Raw genomic sequence first — 23,791 nt, 5'->3', positions numbered from 1 at the left:
ATATATTTGCAGCTAATGAATTTCTATGAATTTAAACGATAAACTTATTCTTGCCATTGATTTTGATGGAACTATTGTAGATGATGCATATCCAAAAGTTGGGAAACCAAAACTTTTTGCAATCGAAACCCTTAAAAAACTACAAGCAGATGGGCACCGTTTAATTCTATGGACCTACAGATGTGGTGTACCTTTAGAAGAAGCTGTTGCTTTTTGTAAAAGTAAAGGCATTGAATTCTATGCGATAAATAAAAGTTTTCCGGAAGAACAATTAGATACATCCAAAAGCAGAAAAATTCACGCAGATTTATTTATAGACGATAGAAATATTGGTGGATTTTTAGGCTGGGGAGAAGTATATCAATATCTTTCAAATCCAAAATACAACCAAAAAACACCACAAAAAAAGAAAGGATTCTTTTCTTTTTTAAGAAAAAACCACTAGCTGTTTATCAAATCAAAATACTGTTTATCAATAGATTCTCTATGGTCTGGATGCGCGATATTTACTAATGCTTTTACACGCTCTTTAATTGTTTTTCCATATAGATTTGCAATTCCGTATTCTGTTACTACATAATGCACATGCGATCTAGTCGTGATAACTCCGGCTCCTGGTTTTAAAGAAGGAACAATCTTACTTAAACCAGATTTAGTAGTCGCTGGTAATGCAATAATAGCTTTTCCGCCTTCACTTAAGGAAGCACCTCTTATAAAGTCTACTTGTCCGCCAACTCCAGAATACATATGTGCTCCAATAGAATCTGCACAGACTTGCCCAGTAACATCTACTTCAATTGCCGAATTAATAGCTACCATTTTAGGGTTTTGTTTGATAATAGAAACATCATTGGTATAATTAGATGCACGCATTTCTACAAAAGGATTATCGTCTACATAATCGTACAAACGTTTTGATCCTATTAAAAAAGTAGACAATGCACGGCCTCGATTTACACCTTTATAGTTTCCGTTAATAACATTATTTAAGATTAAATCGATTACACCATCGGAAAACATTTCGGTATGCAACCCTAAATCTTTATGGTTTGTTAATCGAGTTAAAACAGCATTTGGTATACTACCAATTCCCATTTGCAGGGTACTTCGATCTTCAATTAAACCAGCAACATAATCCCCAATTTTACTTTCAATAGCTGTAGGTGTAACAATATCATGAGTTGGTAAATCCTCGTTAGACTCTACAAATAAATCAATTTCTGAAACATGAATAATTCCTGCACCATGCGTTCTTGGCATATTTCTATTTACTTGTGCAATTACATGTTTCGCATTATCAATTGCCGCTAAAGTAGCTTCCACAGAAACTCCCAACGAACAATACCCATGTTTATCGGGAACAGACACATGAATTAGTGCCACATCTAAATCAATAATATTCCGTTTAAAAAGCAATGGTAATTCACTTAAAAAAACTGGAGTGTATGAACCGTTTCCCGCTTTTAAAGTATGTCTTACATTTTTTCCGATAAAAAAAGAATTCACATGAAAACTATCCTTTAACGCTGGATCTGCATAAGGAGCTGGGCCTTCCGTATGCAAATGGCATACCTCAACATTTTTTAATTCTTCATGACGAGCAGTCATTGCTTTTATTAAAGTTTGAGGTGCAGCCGCTGCCGCTTGAATATAAACTCTACTATTAGATTTAATTACTTTTACTGCTTCTTCAGCACTAACGGATCTATACATATGGTTTTATTTGTGCCACAAAACTATAGAATAAATAAAGTTTAAAAACTGTCAAATATCATGTTTCAATAAAAAAGTATACTTTGTTATTTTTAGTATCTTTGCACCATATTTTTATGTCCTATGATTATAGTAAAAACAAGAGAAGAAATAGAATTAATGCGTGAAGCCGCATTAGTAGTATCTAAAACTTTAGGGGAAGTAGCTAAAGCAGTGAAACCTGGAGTAACCACTTTAGACTTAGATAAAATTGCAGAAGCATGTATTAGAGACCAAGGTGCAATTCCTGGGTTTTTAGGTTTATATGATTTTCCGAACACACTTTGTATGAGTCCCAACGCACAAGTAGTTCACGGAATTCCGAACAGCACACCTTTAGAAGAAGGCGATATTATTTCCATCGATTGTGGTTCTATCAAAAACGGTTATTATGGCGATCATGCCTACACTTTTGCTGTTGGTGAAATTGATCCGGAAACCGAAAAACTTTTACAAGTCACTAAAGAATCTCTTTATGTTGGAATAAAAGAACTTAAAGTAGGCAATCGTGTTGGTGATGTTGGTTATGCCATTCAAAAGTACTGTGAAGATCATGGTTATGGTGTTGTTCGAGAACTTGTTGGTCATGGTTTAGGAACAAAAATGCACGAAGATCCAGAAATGCCAAACTACGGAAAACGTGGTCGTGGTAAAAAGTTTATTGAAGGTATGGTTGTAGCTATAGAGCCTATGATTAACCTTGGTACAAAAAACATCAAACAACATAGAGATGGTTGGACAATCACAACACTGGATAATAAGCCATCTGCACATTTTGAACATGACGTTGCAATTCTAGATGGCAAGCCAGAACTACTTTCTACCTTTGCTTATATTTATGAAGCTTTAGGAATTGTTAGTGATGAAGAAGATGCGTTTAGACAGAAGGCTTTAGTGTTATAGACTATTACACGGAGATTCAAAGAGTTCCGCAGAGATTCACAGAGCGTTTTTAGATTCAATATTTAATAATGAGTTACGATAAGATTACTGAGAATATAATTGGCTGCGCTATACAAGTTCATAGAGCGCTTGGACCAGGCTTACTGGAATCTGCTTATCAAGAATGTTTATTGTATGAACTTAAAGCTATGGGCTATTCTGTTCAAAAAGAGATTACACAACCTATTATTTATAAAGATATAACCTTAGATCATGGTTATAGAATAGATTTATTAGTTGAAAATAAAATAGTAATTGAATTGAAAACCGTTGATAAATTTACGGAAGTACATGCTGCTTAAATTTTAACCTATATGAAATTAAGCGATTACCCAATTGGGTTATTATTAAATTTTAAAACCAAACTTTTAAAATACGGAATAAAAAGATTCATAAACACAAACGAGTAAAACTCTGTGAATCTCTGTGTGTCTCTTTGAATCTCAGTGTAAAAACGAATGAAAAAACTCTTCAAAATAATTTTAAATAGTATTCCGAGACCTTTATTAATTAGGTTAAGTTATGTAGCACGCCCTATTTTAGCTTTCTTTTTAAAAGGAAATACATTTACAGACCCTATTGACGGTAAAAGTTTTAAAAGCTTTTTATCTTATGGCTATGAAACACAACGCGAGAATGTATTATCGCCTTCTACTTTAAGCTTAGAGCGTCATAGATTGTTATGGTTGTATTTAAAAAATGAAACCGATTTCTTTACTGCGGAAAAAAGTGTACTTCATTTTGCTCCAGAGCAATGTTTTTTAGATCGTTTTAGAGCGCTAAAAAATCTGAAGTACACCACTACAGATTTACTTTCGCCAATTGCTGATGTAAAGGCAGACATTTGCAACCTTCCGTTTGAAGATAATAGTTATGATGTTATTTTATGTAATCATGTGTTAGAACATATTCCTGACGATACGAAAGCAATGCAAGAATTATTTCGAGTTTTAAAACCTGGTGGTTATGGGATTTTTCAAATTCCGCAAGACCTAACTAGACAAACTACTTTTGAAGATAATTCGATTACAGATAAAAAAGAACGCGCAAAAATATTTGGGCAATACGATCACGTTCGTGTGTATGGTTACGATTATTTTAACAAACTACGTGAAATTGGTTTTATGGTCAATGAAGAGGATTATACCGCAAGGCTTTCCGAAGAAAATATTAAAAGATATTGCTTAGCCAAAGGTGAAATTATTCCTGTGGTTTATAAATAAAACAACTTTTAAACATATTTAATGACACAACAAATTATACTTGTTACCGCTGCTATTTTTGGAATGCTCTCTGTAATTTTTGGCGCTTTTGGAGCCCATGCTTTAAAGAAAATTTTATCTACAGACCAACTACAAAGTTTTGAAGTTGGTGTAAAGTACCAAATGTATCACGCTATTGTTTTATTGGCTTTAGGGTTACAATCTAATTTTACAACGGCAGCTGTTTACTGGTGTTTTACTATAGGAATTATTTTATTTTCTTTTAGTATTTACGGATTAGTTTTATCGGATGCCAAAGGAAAGAAGCTTCGTTTTTTAGGGCCTATTACTCCAATAGGTGGTTTACTTTTAGTAGCAGGCTGGTTACTGTTATTGGTTAATTCCCTATAAAAAAACCAGAGTACAAATAGCACCATTGTACTTGCCGTGTAAAGTACAGTTCTAAGCTTTTTTGTTTTAAATATTTCGTAATTAAAAAGACTGCATCTCCTAAAACTACAATTTAAAAGAAAAGAAATATATCGCTTTTTAATGAAAAGCCTTCATTAGTTAGTGGAATGCATGCCATATCTTTTTCAACGTCCTTTAACCGTTAAAAAAATTGTTTGATTTCAAAACAACTGGATTAAAACAGCACCTATGGCTATATATAATAGCGCAATACAGAGTTCTAGTTTATATTTTTTCATATATGTTTTATAATAAAAAAAGCTGAACTACAGAAGTAACTCAACTTTTAAGAACGAATTAATAGCGTCTTTAATTTTTCAATATTTTTATGGATCGTTACTTAGTCCATGACTTTGGAAAGCTTAATCGTTTTCCCACACATATCACTTGTAATTTTAAAAATAACGTCTCCTTTTCTCCCTTTATTTGCCCAACGTACTTCTTTCCCTATATTACAAGTAATACTAGTTTTAGAGCCTTTGTTTAAAGAAACAAAACCTGTTCCTGTATAAATGCTCACTTTTTCTTTAGTATCATTAACTAATGAGAAACTACTTGCAATAGAAATCTCCATATTTTGGGATGCTTTTACAATTTGTTTTTCTTCTGAAAAAGAAAGTAATACGAATGCACTTAATGCGATAATTATTGTTTTCATGTTGAATTGTTTTAAATTTACTGCTGCAAATATGTTATTAAAAACGATTAAGTAATGCTTCTACTTTCTGAAATCTAGCTTTCAACTTCTAAACTAGAAAAAACCCATAAGCCTCGCACTTACGGGATTTCTAAATAAAACTTAACGATATACTACTGTTTGATGAATCGTTTGGTTGCTACGCTTCCATCTTCATCTTTAATTATAATAAGATACACACCATTTCTTAATCCTGAAGTCACTATTTTTTTGGATGTTGTTTCTAAAACTTTTACTCCTAAAACAGAATAGATTGCTGCGCTTTTTATATTACTATTCATTTCAATATTTAGAACCGAAGTTGTTGGGTTTGGGTATAAAGACACTTTCTTTACCTGAAACTCATCCACACTTAGAATAGTAGGACAATCTTCCAAAAAACTAGCATTAGGTGGTGCATTCCAATTAGAATTAGGTGTAAACCCGGCATCAATTTGCACGCAATCTACAGTACTACTTACAACATTAAAACGGGTTACATTACTATTATTCCCATTTGCCATATTAATAGCTGTTATGGATGTTGTATGCCCTTTAAAATCGACTAAATGGGTAAGCATACTTAAATCTAAAATACCAGAAATACCAGTCTGCTCTACTAATAACTGTGTCAGTTTTGTGTTTTGAGAAACATCAATACTGGTAAGCGAAGGATTTCCAAAAGCCTGTAAACCTACAATTTCGGTAAACGCTTCAAGCCCTGTTAAGTCTTGAATACTTGAACCGGAAACATTAATAGTTCCTGTATATGCAACGGCCTCGGTATCTTGTATTTCAGCATCGTTATTTGTATTAATATTCGTATTTGCTACTAATATGGTTTTAAAGTTTGTATCTGGAATGGATACATTTTGTGCATTTGTTGCCGTAAATATTGAAATAAAGGCACAAATGGAAAGTAATTTTCTCTTCATAATTCTTTTTTTTATTGATTATGCGACAAAACTACTTGGTAAACGTATTTAAAAACTACATCAATTTCTGAAACCTTATTTTCAACTTCTAAACCAAAAAATCTCATAAACACAGCGTTTACGAGATTTATAAAAATAATTAAAACTATTAACTACTGCTTGATAAAACGTTTGGTAGCAACGCTTCCGTTTTCGTCTTCAATGGTAATTAAATACAATCCGGTGTTTAGATTCGCTGTGTTTATTATAGTCGATTTTGTTTCCAAAACTTTTGCACCTAAAAGAGAATAAACAGTTGCTTTTTTCAAGTTATGCTTCATCTTAATATGTAAAACAGATGTTGTTGGGTTTGGGTGCATTTTTATGTTGTTTAGATTTCCTAGCTTTTGAATTAGACTTAATGTCGACGGGTTTACATCAAACACTCTAACATGTCCAGAACTATTACCGTTACCATCATTTCCCATTGCTCCAGTAATTATATTTTGTCCATTTGCATTTAAACAAATTGAAAAACTGGACTGATCGTCAGCTGCCTCACCATCTATATCGTCTCCTAATTGAACCCAATTACTATTCGTATTTAACTTATAAGTTCTTACATGTCCAGCTTGAAAAGCGCTTCCGCTGTTATAAAAAGAACCAATAGATATTATATCACCCAAGGCATTTATACTTGTAGAAAAACCAGATTTATCTCCACTAGCTTCTCCATTTATACCTTGCCCAATTTGTATCCATTGGCTATTAACATTTAACTCATAAACATAACTTTGCCCACTGTTAGTCCCTCCGTTATCACTACCAATAGCTCCTACAATTATTCTGTTCCCTGCGGAATTCATACAAACAGAACGACCAAAATTATCTTCTGCATTTGTGCCAAAAAGATCCTGCCCTAACTGGCTCCATTGATTACTACTGTTTAACTGGTATACGCGAACAAGTCCTGCATTGTTTCCATTAGTATCGTTTTGCCAAGAAGCTATTATTATTCTATCACCCAATCCATTTATATCTACTTCTCCTCCAAAGTTATCGTATGCTGCATCTCCATCTAAATCTTGTCCTATTTTTAACCATTGGTTATTGTTATATAATTGATAGACCCGAGCATGTCCTGAGGAAGGGCCATTTTCATCATTACCGTATGCACCAATAATAACACGATCTCCAACACTATTTAACCGTACAGATAAACCTGAAAAATCTCCAGCCGCCTCTCCATTAATATCTTGTCCTATTTGCACCCATTGGTTACTCGTATTAAATTCAAACACTTGCGTATTTCCAGAATTATTTCCGTTGGTATCATTATATTGAGATCCTGTTGCAACCCTATTACCCACTCCATTTAAACTTACCGATCTCCCCATTTGATCATTAGCTGATGCCCCATCTATATCTTGCCCCATTTGAAGCCATTGATTGCTAGCATTTAATTGATACATTCTTATATGTCCTGCCGAATTTCCATTTCCGCTATTGAAAGGAGTTCCAGCCGCAATTCTATTTCCTGAATCATTAATACTTACTGAAAGTCCGAATCCATTAGAAGTAGCCTCTCCATTTATATCTTGTCCAATTTGAGTTTGCGCATTTAATTTTAACGCAGTTAATAATAATAATAATATACAAAGTAATTTTGTTCTCATAATATTTTTTTTGCATCTAATTTACTCCTAAAAACCCTTGAAAAAATTCTTGTTTTCTGAAATGTAGTTTTCATCTTCTAAAACAAAAAATCTCGTAAGCATAACACTTACGAGATTTATAACAATAATTAAAACTACAAACTACTGCTTAATAAAACGCTTGGTAGAAACATTTCCTGCTTCATCTTCTATAGTGATTAAATAGAGTCCGCTTTTTAAATTAGCCGTATTTAGGGATTTTGATGTGGTATTTAAAACTTTAGCTCCTAAAACAGAATACACTGTTGCTTGTTTTAAATTGGCTTTCATTTTTATATTTAATACAGATGTTGTTGGATTTGGGTAGAGTTTAATTTCGTTTTTAGCGAACTGAAAATCATTAACTCCTAGCGTAGAGTTGTATTCATGAGCTCCCAAATCTACTGTGGTATTAAAAATACGTTGGTTACCTAACACATCGGAAGCTGTAGTTACATAACTATTATCTCCTATATCTAATGCTGGCGAAGTAGATGTTAATTGAAAATTAGCATCTAAATTTGGATTAACAACGTTTGTATTAGTAGTTCCTGAGATAAGTAAAAAATTATTTTCATCTGTATTATTTGTTACTACTCTATTACTACTTACTGTTAATCTTGTATACGTAGAACTGGTTCTACCTATTGCAGGACTTATTACTCCACCATTTGCTGTGTTGCCCCAGAAAATATTATTTGCTATAGCAAAACTTTGAAATATTCCAGTTCTCCGCGAAATTCCTACCACAGAATAATCGGAACTCCATTCACTACCTAAACTACTATTGTTTACAAATGTGTTATTTATTAAGTCCGCATAAAGTTGCATGGACCAATAAGCTCTTATTCTTACTGCTGGTGCTCCAACTCCGTCTCTATTATTCGCAACATCATCAGCGGTTTTATTAGCTTTAAATAAGGTATTTGTTATCTTAACATTCATAACGGCTCCATTACCTGAACCATGATGAAAGTCACCACCTGCTCCAGCATTTGCTAAATTATTTTCAATGATACAAGCATCTATACTTATAGTAGATAGCGCCGCTGTAGTTGTCATGGACAAACCTGCTCCTGTATACGCTACATTGTTTTTTATAATACTATTTTTTAAAGTAAAATTTGCGATGCTTGCAGTTTTAAAAATACCTGCTCCAAAACGGTCATCGCCAGTTGTAGCATTGGCATAACCATCTTGTATAGTTAAACCATCTATAACCAAATCTTCTTGCGTAACTTCTACCACATGATAACTATTATCATCTCTTGTAGTATCACCAAAAGCAACCGTAGCAGCATCATCACCATTTAAATCACCACTTAATATTGTTTCATTAGTAGTATGTATTAGGCTTAGATCTCTATCTGCCAGATTAACTTCTGTACCTGCAAAACCACCATAGATATTTGTTACTATATTAAAGCTAACATTTCTATCGGAAACATCTGGTTTATACATTCCTTTTGCTACCCAAATAGTGGTTGCTCCAGAGACAAGCGCATCATGTAAATTAACAAATGCATTTGTCCAAGTGGCACCATCATTATTACCACTTGCATTTTTATCTACATATACATGGGATAATGAAGGTATTACAAAATTAGCAGTAACATCTTTATCATCATTCATAACAACGGTTGTTGTACTTGTATTTCCAGAAGCATCTCCCGTCCATTGATAAAAAACGGAACCTGTATTTGCAGTTGCTGCTAAAGTTACTGTTGTACCAGAAGCATATGTACCATATGGGGAAGATGCAGCGGGACTTGTTGTTATTGTTCCATCTCCTACAATACTGGTATCTAATGCATAACAATTTTCACACAAATTATATAATGCTATAATTTCAGTGCCATTTAGTGCTCTATTAAAAACCTTAATATCATCTATAGATTTGTTATAATTAGTTACAGATGAAGGTGAAATAGCCAATTGCCCATTTCCTAAAAAACTAGTAATATTACTATCTAAAACAATATCACCTGTTAGATCATTATTTAAAACCCCATCAATATACACATGAATGCTTCTCCAATCTTGAACAGAATGCCTAGTACCCCTCAAAACAATATGATGCCAATCTCCATCATATAGATTATTTACAACAGTACTTCTTGAATCATTGGATTGCGCGCCACTAGAGTTGTATAAACTTCCTACCCAACCGAGTCTGTTTCCTGCCGCAAGTTCTAACCTTAAACCATTAGGCCCATTATACATTTGTATAATACGTTCTGTACTCGTTACGGAATTAGGTTTTATCCAAAAACTTAAACTTAAATGCGTAGAGGTTACGTTTCCTCCTGTAAATTGATCTCCATTTAATTCTATAGCATTACCAGATGTTCCATAATGATCTGCTACAAAAGTAGCCGCATTCCCTGTTTGCGTTAAATCTCCTGTTCCTGGGTTTGCCTCATTCACTAAATTTCCTCCTGTAAAAGAGTAATGTAAAACTTCATCAATAGGTGTTTGTGCAAGAGCTATACTACTTATAAAAAGTAGCATTAAAAATAATTTTGTTTTCATAATAGGTTAAATTTTAGAATCCTTAAAACAAATATCTATTATAGACCTTCTAAAAAGGTGTCTCAATTTCTGAAACCTAATTTTCAACTTCTAAAACAAAAAATCTCGTAAGCATAACACTTACGAGATTTATAACAATAATTAAAACTACAATCTATTGCTTGATAAAACGCTTGGTACAAACATTTCCTGCTTCATCTTCTATAGTGATTAAATAGAGTCCGCTTTTTAAATTAGTGGTATTTAGGGTTTTTGATGTTGTCACCAAAACTGTAGCTCCTAAAACAGAATACACTGTTGCTAGTTTTAGGTTATTCTTCATTTTAATATTTAAAACAGAAGATGTTGGATTTGGATACAGTTGGATTTGGTTTTTACTTAACAGAAATGCACTAACTCCTAGTGTAGAACCATACTCATAAGCTCCCATATCTACAGCAGCGTTAAAAATTCTTATATTCCCATCTAAATCTTCTGTTCCAGTTACATAAGTGTTGTCTCCAGAATCTACGGCTGGTGAGCTAGAAGTTAAGGTATAATCTCCCATAGATGCATTATTAAACATTGGATTAGAATTTGTACTATTTATTACTCTTGCTGGATCTAATTGTGAAAATCCATTTTCATCTATAGAATTAAAAACATCTGTTCCTGGAATGGTTGTAATTCCACCAGAAATAAGCTTTGCTGTGTTTCCTCCTATTGTAGTATTATTATAAAATATAGAATTATAAACATCTGCATCCGTTGTAGATGGAGTACCTCCAGCGCTTATACTTCTTTCTAAAACAATTGTTGCTCTATTGAAATTATTATATCCAGTATCTGTACCTAAATCTTGATTATCTACAAATGTAGAATTACGGACATCTAATTTAACACTTCTACTAACATCAGATTTCAACCAAATACTACTTCCTGCTTGTCCAGCTCCTGAAATATCTGCAGCGATATTGTTTTCGAACAAAGAGTTTAAAACATTTACAGTTGTTGTAGCTTGAGAGAAGCAATACAAAGCGCCTCCACGACTATAATTATTTCTAAACTTAGAACGAGTTATAGTTATATTACCTGCTTGACCTCCTCCTACTCTCATATCTACAACTCTATTTAAACCACTATTGTTTTCTATGTTACAATCTTTAATAGTAATCGCTCTTGTTATAGCTCCTTTTGTAATTGCTCCACCACGATTATAAACTCCAGTTCCGTTTGCATTTCCTCCAGTAATGGTAAGTCTATCTAGTATAATACCAACATTAACACTGTTAACAATTGAGTTGGTAACAAGCACACGGTAACTGTTTTCTGCTCTTAACGCATTTAAAGGATCTATGTTGGCATCATCATCTTCATTTAAATCACCGGATAAAATGGTTTGGTTTGCGCCGTAAACTCTTTCGGTTGCTGCAGCTTCAGTTCCTGCAAAGCCACCAAGTACATTAATTCTCGAATTTATTGTAAAGGCAATAGTTCTATCGCCATTAGCTACTGTTGGCTTATACGTACCACCTACTAACCAAACCGATTCGTTTATTCTAGAATTGTCTAAAGCACTTTGTAAATCTGTATAAGCATTTGCCCAACTTGTTCCCGTATTTAAACCTGTAGCTGCTGGGTTTACATAAACCGTTCCTGTTGGTCTATCTGTTTTAAAACTAACAACCTCAGACCAAGATGTTGTTACTGCACAGATTTCTCTTATGTAAACATCGTAATCCAAATTAGCTTCTAAACCAGTTATTACATGGCTGATTGTAACATTATTTACTATTGTTGCGCTAGAAAAAGGTTCGCCTTGAACATGGTAAGCTATATCGTAAGTTCCAGAATCGTTTATATTTACTGTACCACCATCGTTTGTTATGGATGTTATAGAAACTAGTGAAGCATCTGGTTTTTGACAATAATTACCGTAATCTATAATACTTTCTACTTGTGCTTGCGATAAAGCTAGAGAATAAATCAATAAGTTATCAATTTCACCTACATATTTATTAGCTACTGGCATATCTCCTGCTCTATTATTTCCTAGTGCAACATTTCCATCAATACTATTATACGATGTTGTTACACTTGTTGAGTTATTGTTTACTCTTGGATTTACAACATCTTCAACACCATCAACTTTAATACTTATAACCCCATAAGTATCATTATATGTAAAATCATAATAATAATCTATATGTACATTTATATTATGCCATTCTCCATCTGATATTGCTGTAGGATGAATATTAGCAAAGGGTATAAGAGTAGTACCAAATCTTAAAGTAGCTCGCACTCCTATAGCTCCATTTTCTAGATATACAAAATACCCATCATAATCTGAATCTGTATCATCTGTTCTATCTGAATCTTCTATAATAGTTCTTCTATTAGCATCATCTATAGTTGTTTTTATCCAAAAATTATATTGTATATTGTTGTTATTAGGGAAATCCACATTAATTCTACTAGCATCCCCAAATATTAAGCGTGCAGACGAAGTTGGAGTACCAAATCTATCTGGCGGATATAATATCAAGCCATTAGCGGTCATATTTACACCATTTGCTTGGTCTGTTAAATCGCCATTAAAATCATAAGCACCTATTAAATTTGTTATTGGGTATTGTGCATATAATAGTCCATTAAAAAGGACAAATAATAAAAGTAAGCGTGTTTTCATAATAAATAAGTTTATAGTTTTATGAAAACAAAATTACTAGTCAAGGCTATCTAAAAATGAAGTGAACTTCTGAAATGTAACTTTCAACTTCTAAACAAAAAATCATTTCTATACCAATTAATACATTTTCCTATATAAATTACAGGCCTTAGGTTAGATTTAGTATCGTAAAACGAAAGAAATGTTCTTGCTTTCCATTCCTTATTTAATCTATTGTAAATGGAATGATAACAGTTACCTGCGTACCCACTGGTTTTTCACCATCCAGCAAATCAATAATAGTTACACCTACTTGTTTTTCTTTTCCGTAATTCAATAATGCTAAACGATCTTGTGTTGCTTTGGTAGCGAAAGGTTCATGTTTTTTAAGGCTTCTTGCTTTAATTATATCGGCTTGCTCACGTCCTACACCGTTATCTATAATAACACTCTTTATTGTATAATTATCTACATTAATATGGAAATTAATCTCTAGATTACGACCTGATTTACGATGCAACAATCCATGTTTTAATGCATTTTCTACATAGGGTTGAATTAGCATTGTGGGAATATATACTTGATCTGGTTTTAAATCTCCAGTAGAGAGAATAGCATAGTTTAGCTTATCTTCAAAACGTAGTTTCTCTAATTCTAAATACATTTCTAAGCAATTAATTTCTTCTTGTAATGTGATCTTTCCTCTTGTACTATGGCTTAAATAGGTTCGAATTAAATCGGCAAACTTCCCTAAATACTCACTTGCTAGTTTACTTTTATTTAAAACAATATAATCTTGAATAGAGTTAAGTGCATTGAAGATAAAATGCGGATTCATTTGTGACCGCAAATTCTCTAATTTCAAAGCGATTAATTCGTTATCTAAAGAGAGTTGTTTTATCTCTAATTGTTTTGCCTTTTCTTTGTTTTTCAACTTCCTTTTATAGTAAAAAACAATAAGACTTATTATGGATAAACTATAGAACAAAATAAACCACCATTTTTTCCAAAAGGGTAATTTTATATGTAGTTTAATACTTTTAATTCCATTATCACTAACCTCTTTATCATTTGTAGGACGTACTTGAAACGTATATTTACCTGCAGGCAAACTACTATATTTTATGCTATTTATGTCTAAATCTGTAGTAATCCAATTTTCATTATATCCTAACAAACGGTATTGATAGGTTTTATTTTTATTATAAAGAATACCATTCACATTAAAACCAAATTGTATCGCATTCTGATTATAATCTAAATCATAATCGGTTGTTAGCTCTACTGATTTTTCATTGATTTTTATGTCGGTAAAATAAATTTCTGGGAATGAAATGGTTTTAAATACTTTATCCTTATCAAAAGAAAAAACACCTTTATTTGAAGACAAGACCACTTGATTCTTTAAAATTTCAATACCAGATATTTTATAAGACAATATACCGTCTGTTTCTGTTAAATTCTTAAACGTCTTCAAATCGGCATTAAACAATTGCAGCCCATTTGGAGTTGCTATCCAAACAGAATTTTGATTTCCCTTTAAGTATGTAATTTGATTAGAAAGCAACCCGTTTTCTGTAGAATAGCGTGCAATAACTTGATTATCTCGTATCGCTAATATTCCATTTTTAAAGGTACCAACCCAAACGATGCCGTCTGCAGTTTCTGTAATAGAGATAGCCGAAATTTCTTTACCTTCATATTGTATGGTTGTCGCTTTTAAAGCATCATCTAACACTAATAAATTATCTACAAAACCAACAAAAACAGTATTATCTCTAGAACTATAGTGCGTAGTATATACCCGTTTATTTTTTGAATATATTTTTACTTTTTCAGAATCTTCATTAAAAAAACACAATCTAATGTACGTTCCAAACAATGTCGTGTTTGCGCTTAGACGAGAAAAACTTTTCACCCCTTTAAATTCTCCTTTTGTTGTTGCCAATAAGGAGTTGTTATTTACAAAATAAGAGCCATCATCTGTACTAACATAACTATGTGTTTGCTTTGGGTTATATTGAATAGCAGAGACTTTATTATTTAAAAAAGGAGATGTTTTATACGCAGAAGTATTTACATTAAGGAAACCAACTTGCCCCACTTTAGAACCAAAGAAGACAACAGAATCATTCACTTTATTAATAGCCATGATATCGTTGCTTTTTTCAGGCAACATGTGCTTTACCACTTCGATATTAGGTATTAAATAAATACCATTGGTAAGTGTGGTTACCCAATAATTATAATCTTTATCAATAATAACATCCGTAACTATTTCCTCTTTTAAAATTTGTCTTTTTAGGTGAAATTCTTCTTTATCATTTTCATAAATAAAAATTCCATTATTCGTCAAAACCCATAAATCATTATGAATTACTTTTATTGAAATAATTCTTAAATCTGTTAAAACGTCTAGTCCTTTAATTAAGGTAGTATTGCCTGCATTTAGGTTTATACTTCTAAATGTATTTTTAAAATGAAACTGTTGTGAAAAAAATAAAGTCCCGTTTAATTCAAATACATACGTTTGTCCTTGTGCTGTAGCTAGCCCTTTAGCATCTCTATAATTAACATTAAACAAAAAATTACGCGTCTCTTTTAGGTCTTTATCTAAGATTTTAATGGACTGAAAGCTCATAATTAAATATGCATCTTCTATGGATAACAATTGATTTCCTCCTTCGTCAATTATCTGTTTTAAAAGAATCTTCTTGGACAATAAATCAACAACATAAAAAGCCCTACTAGTAGTGATTAAAACCTTATTATTATTCACTTCAAAATTTGCAAGCTGCCCTTTTAATTCTTCTTTTAAATCTATAAAAGTAACTAGTTGATTATTTTCAACATAAAAGAATTGTCCTGAAATATTGGTACACCAAACGCGTCCTTGCGCATCTTCAAAAAGTCCAAAAACCGACAAGCCTCGTTTTTCTGCATTGGTATATTGTGTATAGGTTTTACCATCATATCGATACAAACCACTATCGGAAGCAAGCCAAATAAAACCTTTAGGATCTTCTAAAACACCGTAGAATTCAATATCGGGCAATCCATCTTTTTCAGTAATATGTATAGATACAGGTTCTTGCGCATAGGTTATGCGGAAAAATAACAGAAAGAATATAAAAAGTAGGTTTTTATTCAAGATCTAGGAATTGCATTTAAAACTACAATAAAATACAGACTTAAATGGCATTCCATTTTAAAAATACACAACAAGCTGTAAAAAATTATTTCTATCCAATACTTTGAACAATGGTCAAGAATTCCTCTTTTTTATCATTAGAAATAGATACGGTTTTATCATTTTCCATGACAATATATCCTCCATCTTTTTTAATGTATTCTTTAATATAAGAAAGATTTATAAGATGGGAACGGTGTGGACGATAGAATGTCTTTAGTTCCTGAAGGATATCTACAAAGAATTTTAATGGTTTACTCACCAAAATACTACCATGTGTAACGGTGGAAACGTTGGTGTACATACCATCAGCTTCCAGCATAATAATATCGGTAAAATTAACAAACTTAATCCCATCGGCATTTGGCAATCCTATTTTTTTAAAGTTCGAATCCTCCAGACTTGCTTTCAATTCTGTTAGCCGTTTATTGATTTGCGTATTCCCCAAAAAGGCAACCGCTTTATCAACTGCCGCTTTTACCTGACTTGGTCTTACGGGTTTTAACAAGTAATCTATTGCAGAAAGCTGAAAGGCTTGTATGGCATATTCACTATATGCTGTTGTGAAAATAATTTCGAAATTATGCACTTCTTTTTCAATGAAATTTAAAATCTCTAAACCAGAATGTTCAGGCATTTCTATATCTAAAAAAACAATACTTGGTTGTTCTTTTTTTATAAGTGCTACTCCAGAAAGCAAATCTTCTGCTTCAAAAATTTCTGTAATTTTTGGACAATTTTCTTCTACTAAAATACGTAGAACTTGCCTTGCTTTTTTTTCGTCATCAATTATAAGTGCCTTCATTGGGTATCTTTATTGTTTTAATAAGTAAAATGTAATAGTTAGGAACGCTCTAGTTTTAATTCAAAATTTACTCTAACGTGTTCCAAACTATTGTTTTAGAATTGGAATTCTTAAAATCACTTTTGTTCCTGTTGCACAATTATTTTCGTGCAAGTCTATAATAGCTACACCTATTTTTTTCTCACGACCATAATTTAATAAATCTAACCGTTCTGTGGTTGCTTTTAAGGCAAAAGATTTGTGATGTGATTCTCTTTTACTAGTAATTTCTTTAGACTTTTCTCTTCCTATTCCATTATCTTCAATACTACATTCTATAGTTTTATCGGAAGGTTTACCTATGGAAATTTTCAGTTTTCTATTATCTTTTTTATGCAATAAACCATGTTTTAAAGCATTTTCTACATACGGTTGAATTAGCATGGTTGGAATATGTATATCTTCTGAATTTGCAGCTTCGTCTACTTGAAAGGTATATTCCAATTTTTCTTCGAAACGTAATTTTTCTAGTTCTAAATAGAGGTTTAAATTATGAACTTCATCCAGAATAGAGATAAAACCGGTATCGCTAAAATGAAGGTAATTACGAATTAAATCTGCAAACTTCCCCAAGTAATCACTGGCTAGATTTTTCTTATTTAAAACAATATAATCCTGAATAGAATTTAAAGCATTAAATATAAAATGCGGATTCATTTGTGCTTTCAATGCTTTTAATTCGGAATCTCTATATTGCTTTTCAATGGCTAAACGTTTCTGTGTTTCCTTAAGTTCTATGGTTACTAATTCGGCTTTCTTTTTTGCTTTCAATCGACTAAAATAAAATACCGATGCTAGCAATAATAATCCCGCAACAGCTAATGCACCTATAAATAAGTTTCTATTTCTCTGACTTTCTAGTTTGGTGATTACTACTTGCTTTTCTGCAACTTCCTTTTCCCTTTTAACTTTTTCTGTATCGTATTTTATTTCTATCTCTGAAATTGCTTTTTTCTTTTCTATACCTAAAACACTATCGTGTACATCTGCTCTCTTCTTTGCATAAACTAAGGCTTTCTTATAGTCTGTTTTTTTCTCGTATAGGTAGGATAACATTTCATAATTAACTGCTATATTATGCCAGTTTGGATATTTCATAGTAGATAAAATGGTTTCTACCTCTTTTAATTGTTGTTCCCCCAAATCGTAATCTTCAATAAAAACGGAATTATTCGCAATGTTTTGTTTGTTAATAATAATTCTAACTTGATCTCCTAGTTCTTCAGAAATTGCTAGTGCCTTTAGTTGGTACTCATTCGCTTTTTTATAATCTTCAGCATCCGTGTAAAGCGCGCTAAAAACATTATAAATGTTAGATTTCAGAGAAGTCTTCTCTGCTATAGACTCTGCTTCTTTGGCATATTGCAATGCAGCATTATTTTCATCTAATTGATATTTATTCATGGCCATTTGTAAATATACTTTAGACAAAAACTCAGGGTCTTTTTTGACCTTTGGCTTATTGTATAACGACGCTACCAAGTCAAAAGATTTATTATATTCTGCTATATTATAGTACGCCCCAGAAAGCCTATATATTGTAGTTAGATGCTCTTTCTCTTCTTCTTTACCACGTACTTCATCATCCTTAAGCATTTGATTATACAGTTCTATAGCTTTCAAAGATTCCCCCATAGTTCGATAAACAGCACCAAGAGAGGATTTCGAACTTCTTATAAGTTCCTGATTTTCTAATCTTTTACCCATTTTAAGTGCTCTTTCACTGAGCACCATTGCAGAATCTAAATTACCTTGTACGATGTAGTACAATACTTTTTCATTAATCCATTTACCTTGACGAATCTCGTCCTTATCTTCAAGACTTTGATTATAAAACTTCCTTAAAAGATTTAAGTGAACATCAGAATCTCTTCCACTATAAAAATTCACAAGTTTAACGGATTCTTGATATTTTAAACTATCTCCTTCCATTTTAGACAAAACTTGCTCTAAGCTGTCCATAACTTTTTGTTGCGAAAAACTATATTGAAAAACAAATAGGATAATAAATAAGGGAAATATTCTTTTCATTTATGAGGTATATATTGTAAAAATGAAAAAAATATTATAATAACCACCTTTTCATTTGCTGAAATGCGGTTTTGAGCTTTTAACAGACAAATTATGCTTCTGGAAATCCGTTGAGGTTTAAGGTTTCTAGCTCTTGCTTATTATTTTCAAAAACAATAAAGGCTTTTAATTCTGGATGCTTTTTTAAGAAGGCTTTGGTTTTTTCAATTCCCATCGCTTGAAATGCAGTTGCATAGGCATCAGCTGTCATACAATTGGATGTAATTACAGAAACACTTAAGATGTTTGATTTACTTGGATATCCTGTTTTAGCATCTAAAATATGTGCGTAGCGATTTCCGTTTTCATCTATTTTAAATTTTCTATACGTTCCTGAAGTTGCCATCGCTTCTTGATGTAATGTAATAGCTTCTAGAACGGATTGTTCCCCTTCAAAATTAGGTTTATCTATACCAACGGTCCATGCCGAATTTCTTTCTATATTCATTCCTTTAGCACGAATTTCTCCGCCAATTTCGACTAAATAATTGGTCACCTTTTTACTTTCTAAAAAATCAGCAATTACATCTACGCCATATCCTTTTGCTATCGCATTAAAATCGATAAACGTATTTTTGTGTTTTTTAATGACTGTTTGATCTGCAATACGTACATTATCTAATCCTACAAACTGCATTAAGCTATCTATTTTAAGACTATCTAAACGTTCGATTCTCTTTTCTGGACCAAAGCCTAAAGCATTTACAATAGTCCCAATAGTAGGATCAAAAACACCTTCGGTTTCCTTATTAATTTGCTTGGAAGTTGCTAATACTTTTTCAAAATGTGTATCTACGGAATTGCTTTCGTTTCTATTCAGTTTAGAAATATCAGAATTGGTTTGATAGGTAGACATCGATTTATTAATCACATAATACAAACTATCTATTTGCTTTTGGTAATTGCTTGACGCATCATATATTATGGAATAACTGGTTCCGAAAACAGCACCCGAAAGCTTTATATTTTTGGATTCTTGTTTACAGGATAAAAAGAGTACTATAAGTAATAATAGGAATGCAGATTTCTTCATCTTAAAATCAATTTAAATTTGTTTCCATAACCTGAATACCATTATATTCAATGAGATACTCTTCATTTAAATACACTGGCAAATCTTCACCGTTTGGGTTTCCTAGTCCAACGCCTGCATACAATACTTTGGCATCTTTTTCGGTAGCGTGCTTTTTAAAGGATTCCATCCAAATTACATCATAATTATTGGGATTCGCTGGAAGTAATACTGCGCGAACAATCACAAAAAAGTATTGGCTACTTTTATCTATACAAACAAATTGCGGATGTTTTGTTAGCTTACTATTTATGGCTACAAATTCAAATCCGCGTTTTTCTAAATCTTTACCAACATGATTCATGGCAAGGTTGTGTAGTTCTTGTTTTGTTAGTTCTTTACTCATAATACAAAGATACAAACTTGCTATTTAAAACGAACAAATTTTGAACTTTGAAAAGTATAGTTTGACACAGGAATTGTAGCGTTATTTCTCAAAAAACACAATAGCAAGCAGCAATGCAATAAATAGGAGAAATCTCTTCATCTTATTTTAACGCAAAAACCCAACACTTTCGTATGGAGTCTGTATTAAAAAGATTTTTTAAATAAAAAGGCAACTTTGATGTTATCTCCATTGCCTTTTCTCCCTCAAACTAATTAATAGCTTCTTCAAATATTTAAGGTATATCTATTGTTTACAATATAAATAGATACCGTATTCGTTTATTCCTTTTAACTTCTATAGTAGTCTTAATTAATACAACTGAAGAACTCTAATATAGTAGCTTCATTATTTGCAACCGTTACTGTAATTGAGCCTGCACTTGGATTAGATTGTACCCAACCTGCTTGATTTACAATTTCTATGGTGTACGTTCCGTCTTCTAATCCGGAAAAGAAAACGTTTCCGTTGGCATCTGTTATTTCTGTTCGTATAACTGTGTTAGTAGCATCTTTTAATTGGAATGTCCAACCATCTCCTAATTGATCTAGTCCATTATCAAAAACAGCATCACAATTTTCTTCTAAAATATTTAAAACACTTATTACATTGTTTTGACAACAACCTTCCACGTTATTAGAAATAGATGCATCTCCATTAGTAGTCACCAAATTTCCAACAAGAGAGAAACCTAATACCGTGGCGTTAGTATTAACTAAATACGCTCTTAAACTATAACTCCCAGACGATAAACATAAATTGGAAGCACTCCATGTTTGTACCGTAGTACTAGACCAAATATATGTTGGACTTATATCTATAGGAAAGTTATTCGAATTATCTATTAACTCTAAATATACTTGATCATCTCCTTTTAAAGTAAAGCTAAAATCAATACAAGTATCTTCTAATACACAAAAAGGTCTTTCAAAAACATAAGGCACTTTGTCTCCATTATTGTTACTTGCGTTATTACAACCAAAAGTATCTGTAGTTCCTAAATCCATAGGAGCTAAAGTGGTAGATCCTGTTTGGTTAACCCAACCATCTGGACCAAAACTAGCAAAGTTAATTACATAAGCATCTCCATTAATGGTAGAGACTAAAGGGTCTGAACAAGATAATAAAGGAGGATTATTAATTACTCTCCAAAATGGATCTACAATTCCTTTTCCAGGAGCAATTACATTCCCATTAGTATCTATTCCTGTAGATAAATTTAGTTCCGATTGTAAATTACAACTAGCAGATATTACTGGCACACTTTCTATGTATTCGCAAGATTCATCCTTACTGCAAGAAAATTGCATACATATAAAACTTAAAAATAACAGTTTTAAAAATTTATCGGAAATCGTATTTATTTGGGTTCTGTATATTTTATATCTTGTTTTCATATTTTCTAAGTTTTAATTTAAATCCAAGCAGCAATTAACAACTGCTTGGATTTGGTTATTGATTAATAGCAGACTAATCATATTATTAAAAGCATATTACTTTAAATTCTGTTCTACGATTTATACGATGCTCATCATCTGTACATGGTATATTATTAGCACATTTGGTGTTTTTCAATTCGGTCTCTCCTGCTCCTCGAGCTATTAAGCGATCTTTAGATATTCCTTGGCTAGCGATATAATTTACTGTCGCATCTGCACGACGTTGGGATAGTTGTTTGTTATAAGCATCAGATCCTTGACTATCTGTATGCGATGCCATTTCTACTTGAATGTTTGGATTATCACGCATTAGTTTTACTACACGTTGCAAATCTGGGATAGATACTGGCAATATCTCTGCTTTGTCTAAATCGAAATTAATATTGTCTAGTTTAATTACCTTACCACAAGGATCTACACACATTTCTAAGTCTAGAAATAAGGTAGTATCTCTATTATACCAGCCTGTTGAAACTTCTACTTCATTAGAATAATAACCGTCTTTTCTTCCATTTAAAACAAAAGTGGATTCTTGCGTTAGGTGGAAAATAAAATCACCTTCTTCATCTGATAAAGTATTTTTCTGTGCTGCTTTTATTGTATCTTTTAAAATAATAGATACACCTTGAATTCCTTGGTCCGTATTACACTCTAGAACATTTCCTTTTAGTATGAATTGTTCATTGGTATATAAAATAGTTTTTTGAATTCCTGCACTTTCTTTTTGGCAATTTTCAAAATCACTCTTTGCAATGCTTCCTTCGACTAAATCTATAGTATATAGTTTTCCTTTAATGATATAATTATCTTCTACTACATCATTAAAAACAACAACTCCGTACGCATTTGTTATGCCTGATTGTACAATGTTTCCATCTAAATCTGTTAAAACTACATCTGTATTTGGCAATACTATTCCCGAAAATTTATCTTTAGCAGTTACTGTAACCCCACATCCACAAGTTGCACAACAATGTGGCATATGATCTTCTTTACATACCGGACAAACATTCTCTTTTTTATTGAATTTAAACGTTACTCCTGCAAATAAACCAACAGAAGAAATATCACAATCACATGGTTCTTCTCTTAACATTGCATTATCTTCTAACCCATTTATTGGCGTTCCTGCACTACTTGGCGTAACTCTAAAAGGATGATACATTGCAGAAATTCCAGATTCACTTAATTCTTGTACCCCAAAATGCTTCATGTAATATCCTCCAACATTAATCCCAAAACTTCTGCTTAAAAAGTAAGTGAAACGTAATTGCCCTTTAAAAGTAAATACTCCCGAATCTTTATAACCAGCGTGAAAATTTAAAGGAGTTGTTCCAGAGCTAGAAGCACCTTCTAAATACGTTCTTCCTCCTTTTATAGAAGCAAGACCAAAACGTGTATTAAGTTCGGTTTTAAACCTACCAGATTTACTTCTAAACTGCACATTTGGACCAATTCCATAGAATACGCGAGTAATGTTATCTTCACTTAATTGGAAAGAGTTTATAGCTGTTGTTCCATCTGCTTCAAAAAGATCGGAAGTTGGATACGTACTTTCGGGTTGGTTCTTAATGTAATCCAAATCGAAACCTAGTCCGAACCAGTTCCAGTAATAATCTAAAGAAAGACCTAAATCTATTCCTCCTTTATAATCGATATAAGGTGTATTGTTTTTGTAGGTTGGAAAATCATAACCAATTCTTGGGCTTAATTGAAAATAATTTTGATCTAATGGCTCTTGCTGTGCCATTACATTACATGTATTTGCAAATACAAAGAACATTAATACTATTTTTAATAAATGTTTCATGATAAAAAGCGTTTGTTTTTTGTTACTCATACTTATATCAAGAAGGATGCAAAATTGTTACCTCTTTTTTATAAAATAATTAATAGCAGCATAAATATAATTTTAGAACGCACTATACATAAAGAAGTTTCTATTAGCTATACCTATG

At 32.2% G+C, this 23,791-nt stretch carries 17 protein-coding genes and 1 pseudogene; 5 read left to right on the top strand and 13 right to left on the bottom strand.

All coding sequences use genetic code 11. From position 1 onward, the window contains the following. Positions 1-25: 25 nt before the first annotated feature. A complete protein-coding gene (locus ACVCZW_RS11475; protein WP_452229843.1) occupies positions 26-445 on the top strand; it encodes a BT0820 family HAD-type phosphatase in 420 nt (139 codons plus the stop codon). On the opposite strand, the gene ACVCZW_RS11470 is transcribed toward ACVCZW_RS11475, so the two are convergent. Continuing rightward, positions 442-1,713: an acetyl-CoA hydrolase/transferase family protein gene (locus ACVCZW_RS11470; protein ID WP_452229842.1), complete on the bottom strand. Its 1,272-nt coding sequence runs from the start codon at positions 1,711-1,713 to the stop codon at positions 442-444. The two genes, ACVCZW_RS11475 and ACVCZW_RS11470, sit on opposite strands and share 4 nt — an antisense overlap. A 123-nt stretch (positions 1,714-1,836) precedes the next feature. On the opposite strand from ACVCZW_RS11470, the gene map reads away from it, so the two are divergent. The 4 genes and pseudogenes from map (at position 1,837) to ACVCZW_RS11450 (ending at position 4,307) form a co-directional block, all read left to right on the top strand. Beyond that, positions 1,837-2,655, top strand: coding sequence for a type I methionyl aminopeptidase (gene map / locus ACVCZW_RS11465; RefSeq protein WP_452232478.1), 819 nt, complete (start codon positions 1,837-1,839; stop codon positions 2,653-2,655). Positions 2,656-2,723: 68 nt separating this feature from the next. Continuing rightward, positions 2,724-3,104, top strand: a pseudogene (locus tag ACVCZW_RS11460) (GxxExxY protein). Between the two features lie 48 nt (positions 3,105-3,152). Beyond that, positions 3,153-3,917 carry a class I SAM-dependent methyltransferase gene (locus ACVCZW_RS11455; protein ID WP_452229840.1) on the top strand — a complete coding sequence of 255 codons (765 nt, stop codon included), beginning with the start codon at positions 3,153-3,155 and terminating at the stop codon, positions 3,915-3,917. A 21-nt stretch (positions 3,918-3,938) separates the two neighbouring features. Then, the gene (locus tag ACVCZW_RS11450) at positions 3,939-4,307 is read left to right on the top strand and encodes a DUF423 domain-containing protein (protein ID WP_452232477.1); all 369 of its coding nucleotides are present in this window, start codon (positions 3,939-3,941) and stop codon (positions 4,305-4,307) included. Positions 4,308-4,707: 400 nt separating this feature from the next. On the opposite strand, the gene ACVCZW_RS11445 is transcribed toward ACVCZW_RS11450, so the two are convergent. The 12 genes from ACVCZW_RS11445 to ACVCZW_RS11390 form a co-directional block, all read right to left on the bottom strand. Then, on the bottom strand, positions 4,708-5,025 hold the full coding sequence (locus tag ACVCZW_RS11445; protein WP_452232476.1) for a hypothetical protein: 318 nt from the start codon (positions 5,023-5,025) through the stop codon (positions 4,708-4,710). 152 nt (positions 5,026-5,177) lie between these two features. Next, the gene (locus ACVCZW_RS11440) at positions 5,178-5,978 is read right to left on the bottom strand and encodes a T9SS type A sorting domain-containing protein (protein WP_452232475.1); all 801 of its coding nucleotides are present in this window, start codon (positions 5,976-5,978) and stop codon (positions 5,178-5,180) included. A gap of 152 nt (positions 5,979-6,130) precedes the next feature. Then, on the bottom strand, positions 6,131-7,633 hold the full coding sequence (locus tag ACVCZW_RS11435) for a T9SS type A sorting domain-containing protein (RefSeq protein ID WP_452232474.1): 1,503 nt from the start codon (positions 7,631-7,633) through the stop codon (positions 6,131-6,133). A gap of 141 nt (positions 7,634-7,774) precedes the next feature. Beyond that, complete coding sequence (locus ACVCZW_RS11430; RefSeq protein WP_452229835.1) at positions 7,775-10,183, bottom strand: LamG-like jellyroll fold domain-containing protein; 2,409 nt, start codon at positions 10,181-10,183, stop codon at positions 7,775-7,777. 154 nt (positions 10,184-10,337) lie between these two features. Further along, positions 10,338-12,854 (bottom strand): T9SS type A sorting domain-containing protein, encoded by a 2,517-nt coding sequence (locus tag ACVCZW_RS11425; RefSeq protein WP_452232473.1) that lies wholly within the window; start codon positions 12,852-12,854, stop codon positions 10,338-10,340. A gap of 205 nt (positions 12,855-13,059) precedes the next feature. Further along, positions 13,060-15,984, bottom strand: coding sequence for a histidine kinase (locus tag ACVCZW_RS11420; RefSeq protein ID WP_452232472.1), 2,925 nt, complete (start codon positions 15,982-15,984; stop codon positions 13,060-13,062). 91 nt (positions 15,985-16,075) lie between these two features. Next, positions 16,076-16,828 carry a LytR/AlgR family response regulator transcription factor gene (locus ACVCZW_RS11415; protein WP_452232471.1) on the bottom strand — a complete coding sequence of 251 codons (753 nt, stop codon included), beginning with the start codon at positions 16,826-16,828 and terminating at the stop codon, positions 16,076-16,078. Positions 16,829-16,915: 87 nt separating this feature from the next. Further along, on the bottom strand, positions 16,916-18,898 hold the full coding sequence (locus ACVCZW_RS11410) for a tetratricopeptide repeat-containing sensor histidine kinase (RefSeq protein WP_452232470.1): 1,983 nt from the start codon (positions 18,896-18,898) through the stop codon (positions 16,916-16,918). Between the two features lie 91 nt (positions 18,899-18,989). Next, complete coding sequence (locus ACVCZW_RS11405) at positions 18,990-19,970, bottom strand: FAD:protein FMN transferase (RefSeq protein ID WP_452232469.1); 981 nt, start codon at positions 19,968-19,970, stop codon at positions 18,990-18,992. Between the two features lie 7 nt (positions 19,971-19,977). Continuing rightward, on the bottom strand, positions 19,978-20,355 hold the full coding sequence (locus ACVCZW_RS11400) for a Na(+)-translocating NADH-quinone reductase subunit F (RefSeq protein ID WP_452232468.1): 378 nt from the start codon (positions 20,353-20,355) through the stop codon (positions 19,978-19,980). 347 nt (positions 20,356-20,702) lie between these two features. Beyond that, on the bottom strand, positions 20,703-21,791 hold the full coding sequence (locus tag ACVCZW_RS11395) for an MSCRAMM family protein (RefSeq protein ID WP_452232467.1): 1,089 nt from the start codon (positions 21,789-21,791) through the stop codon (positions 20,703-20,705). An 85-nt stretch (positions 21,792-21,876) separates the two neighbouring features. Then, entirely contained in the window at positions 21,877-23,643 is a 1,767-nt protein-coding gene (locus ACVCZW_RS11390; protein ID WP_452232466.1) for an OmpA family protein, read from the bottom strand. Between the last annotated feature and the right edge of the window lie 148 nt (positions 23,644-23,791).

The sequence above is a fragment of the Lacinutrix sp. MEBiC02595 genome, from assembly GCF_053601555.1.
This window is presented reverse-complemented; position numbering and strand designations above follow the sequence as displayed.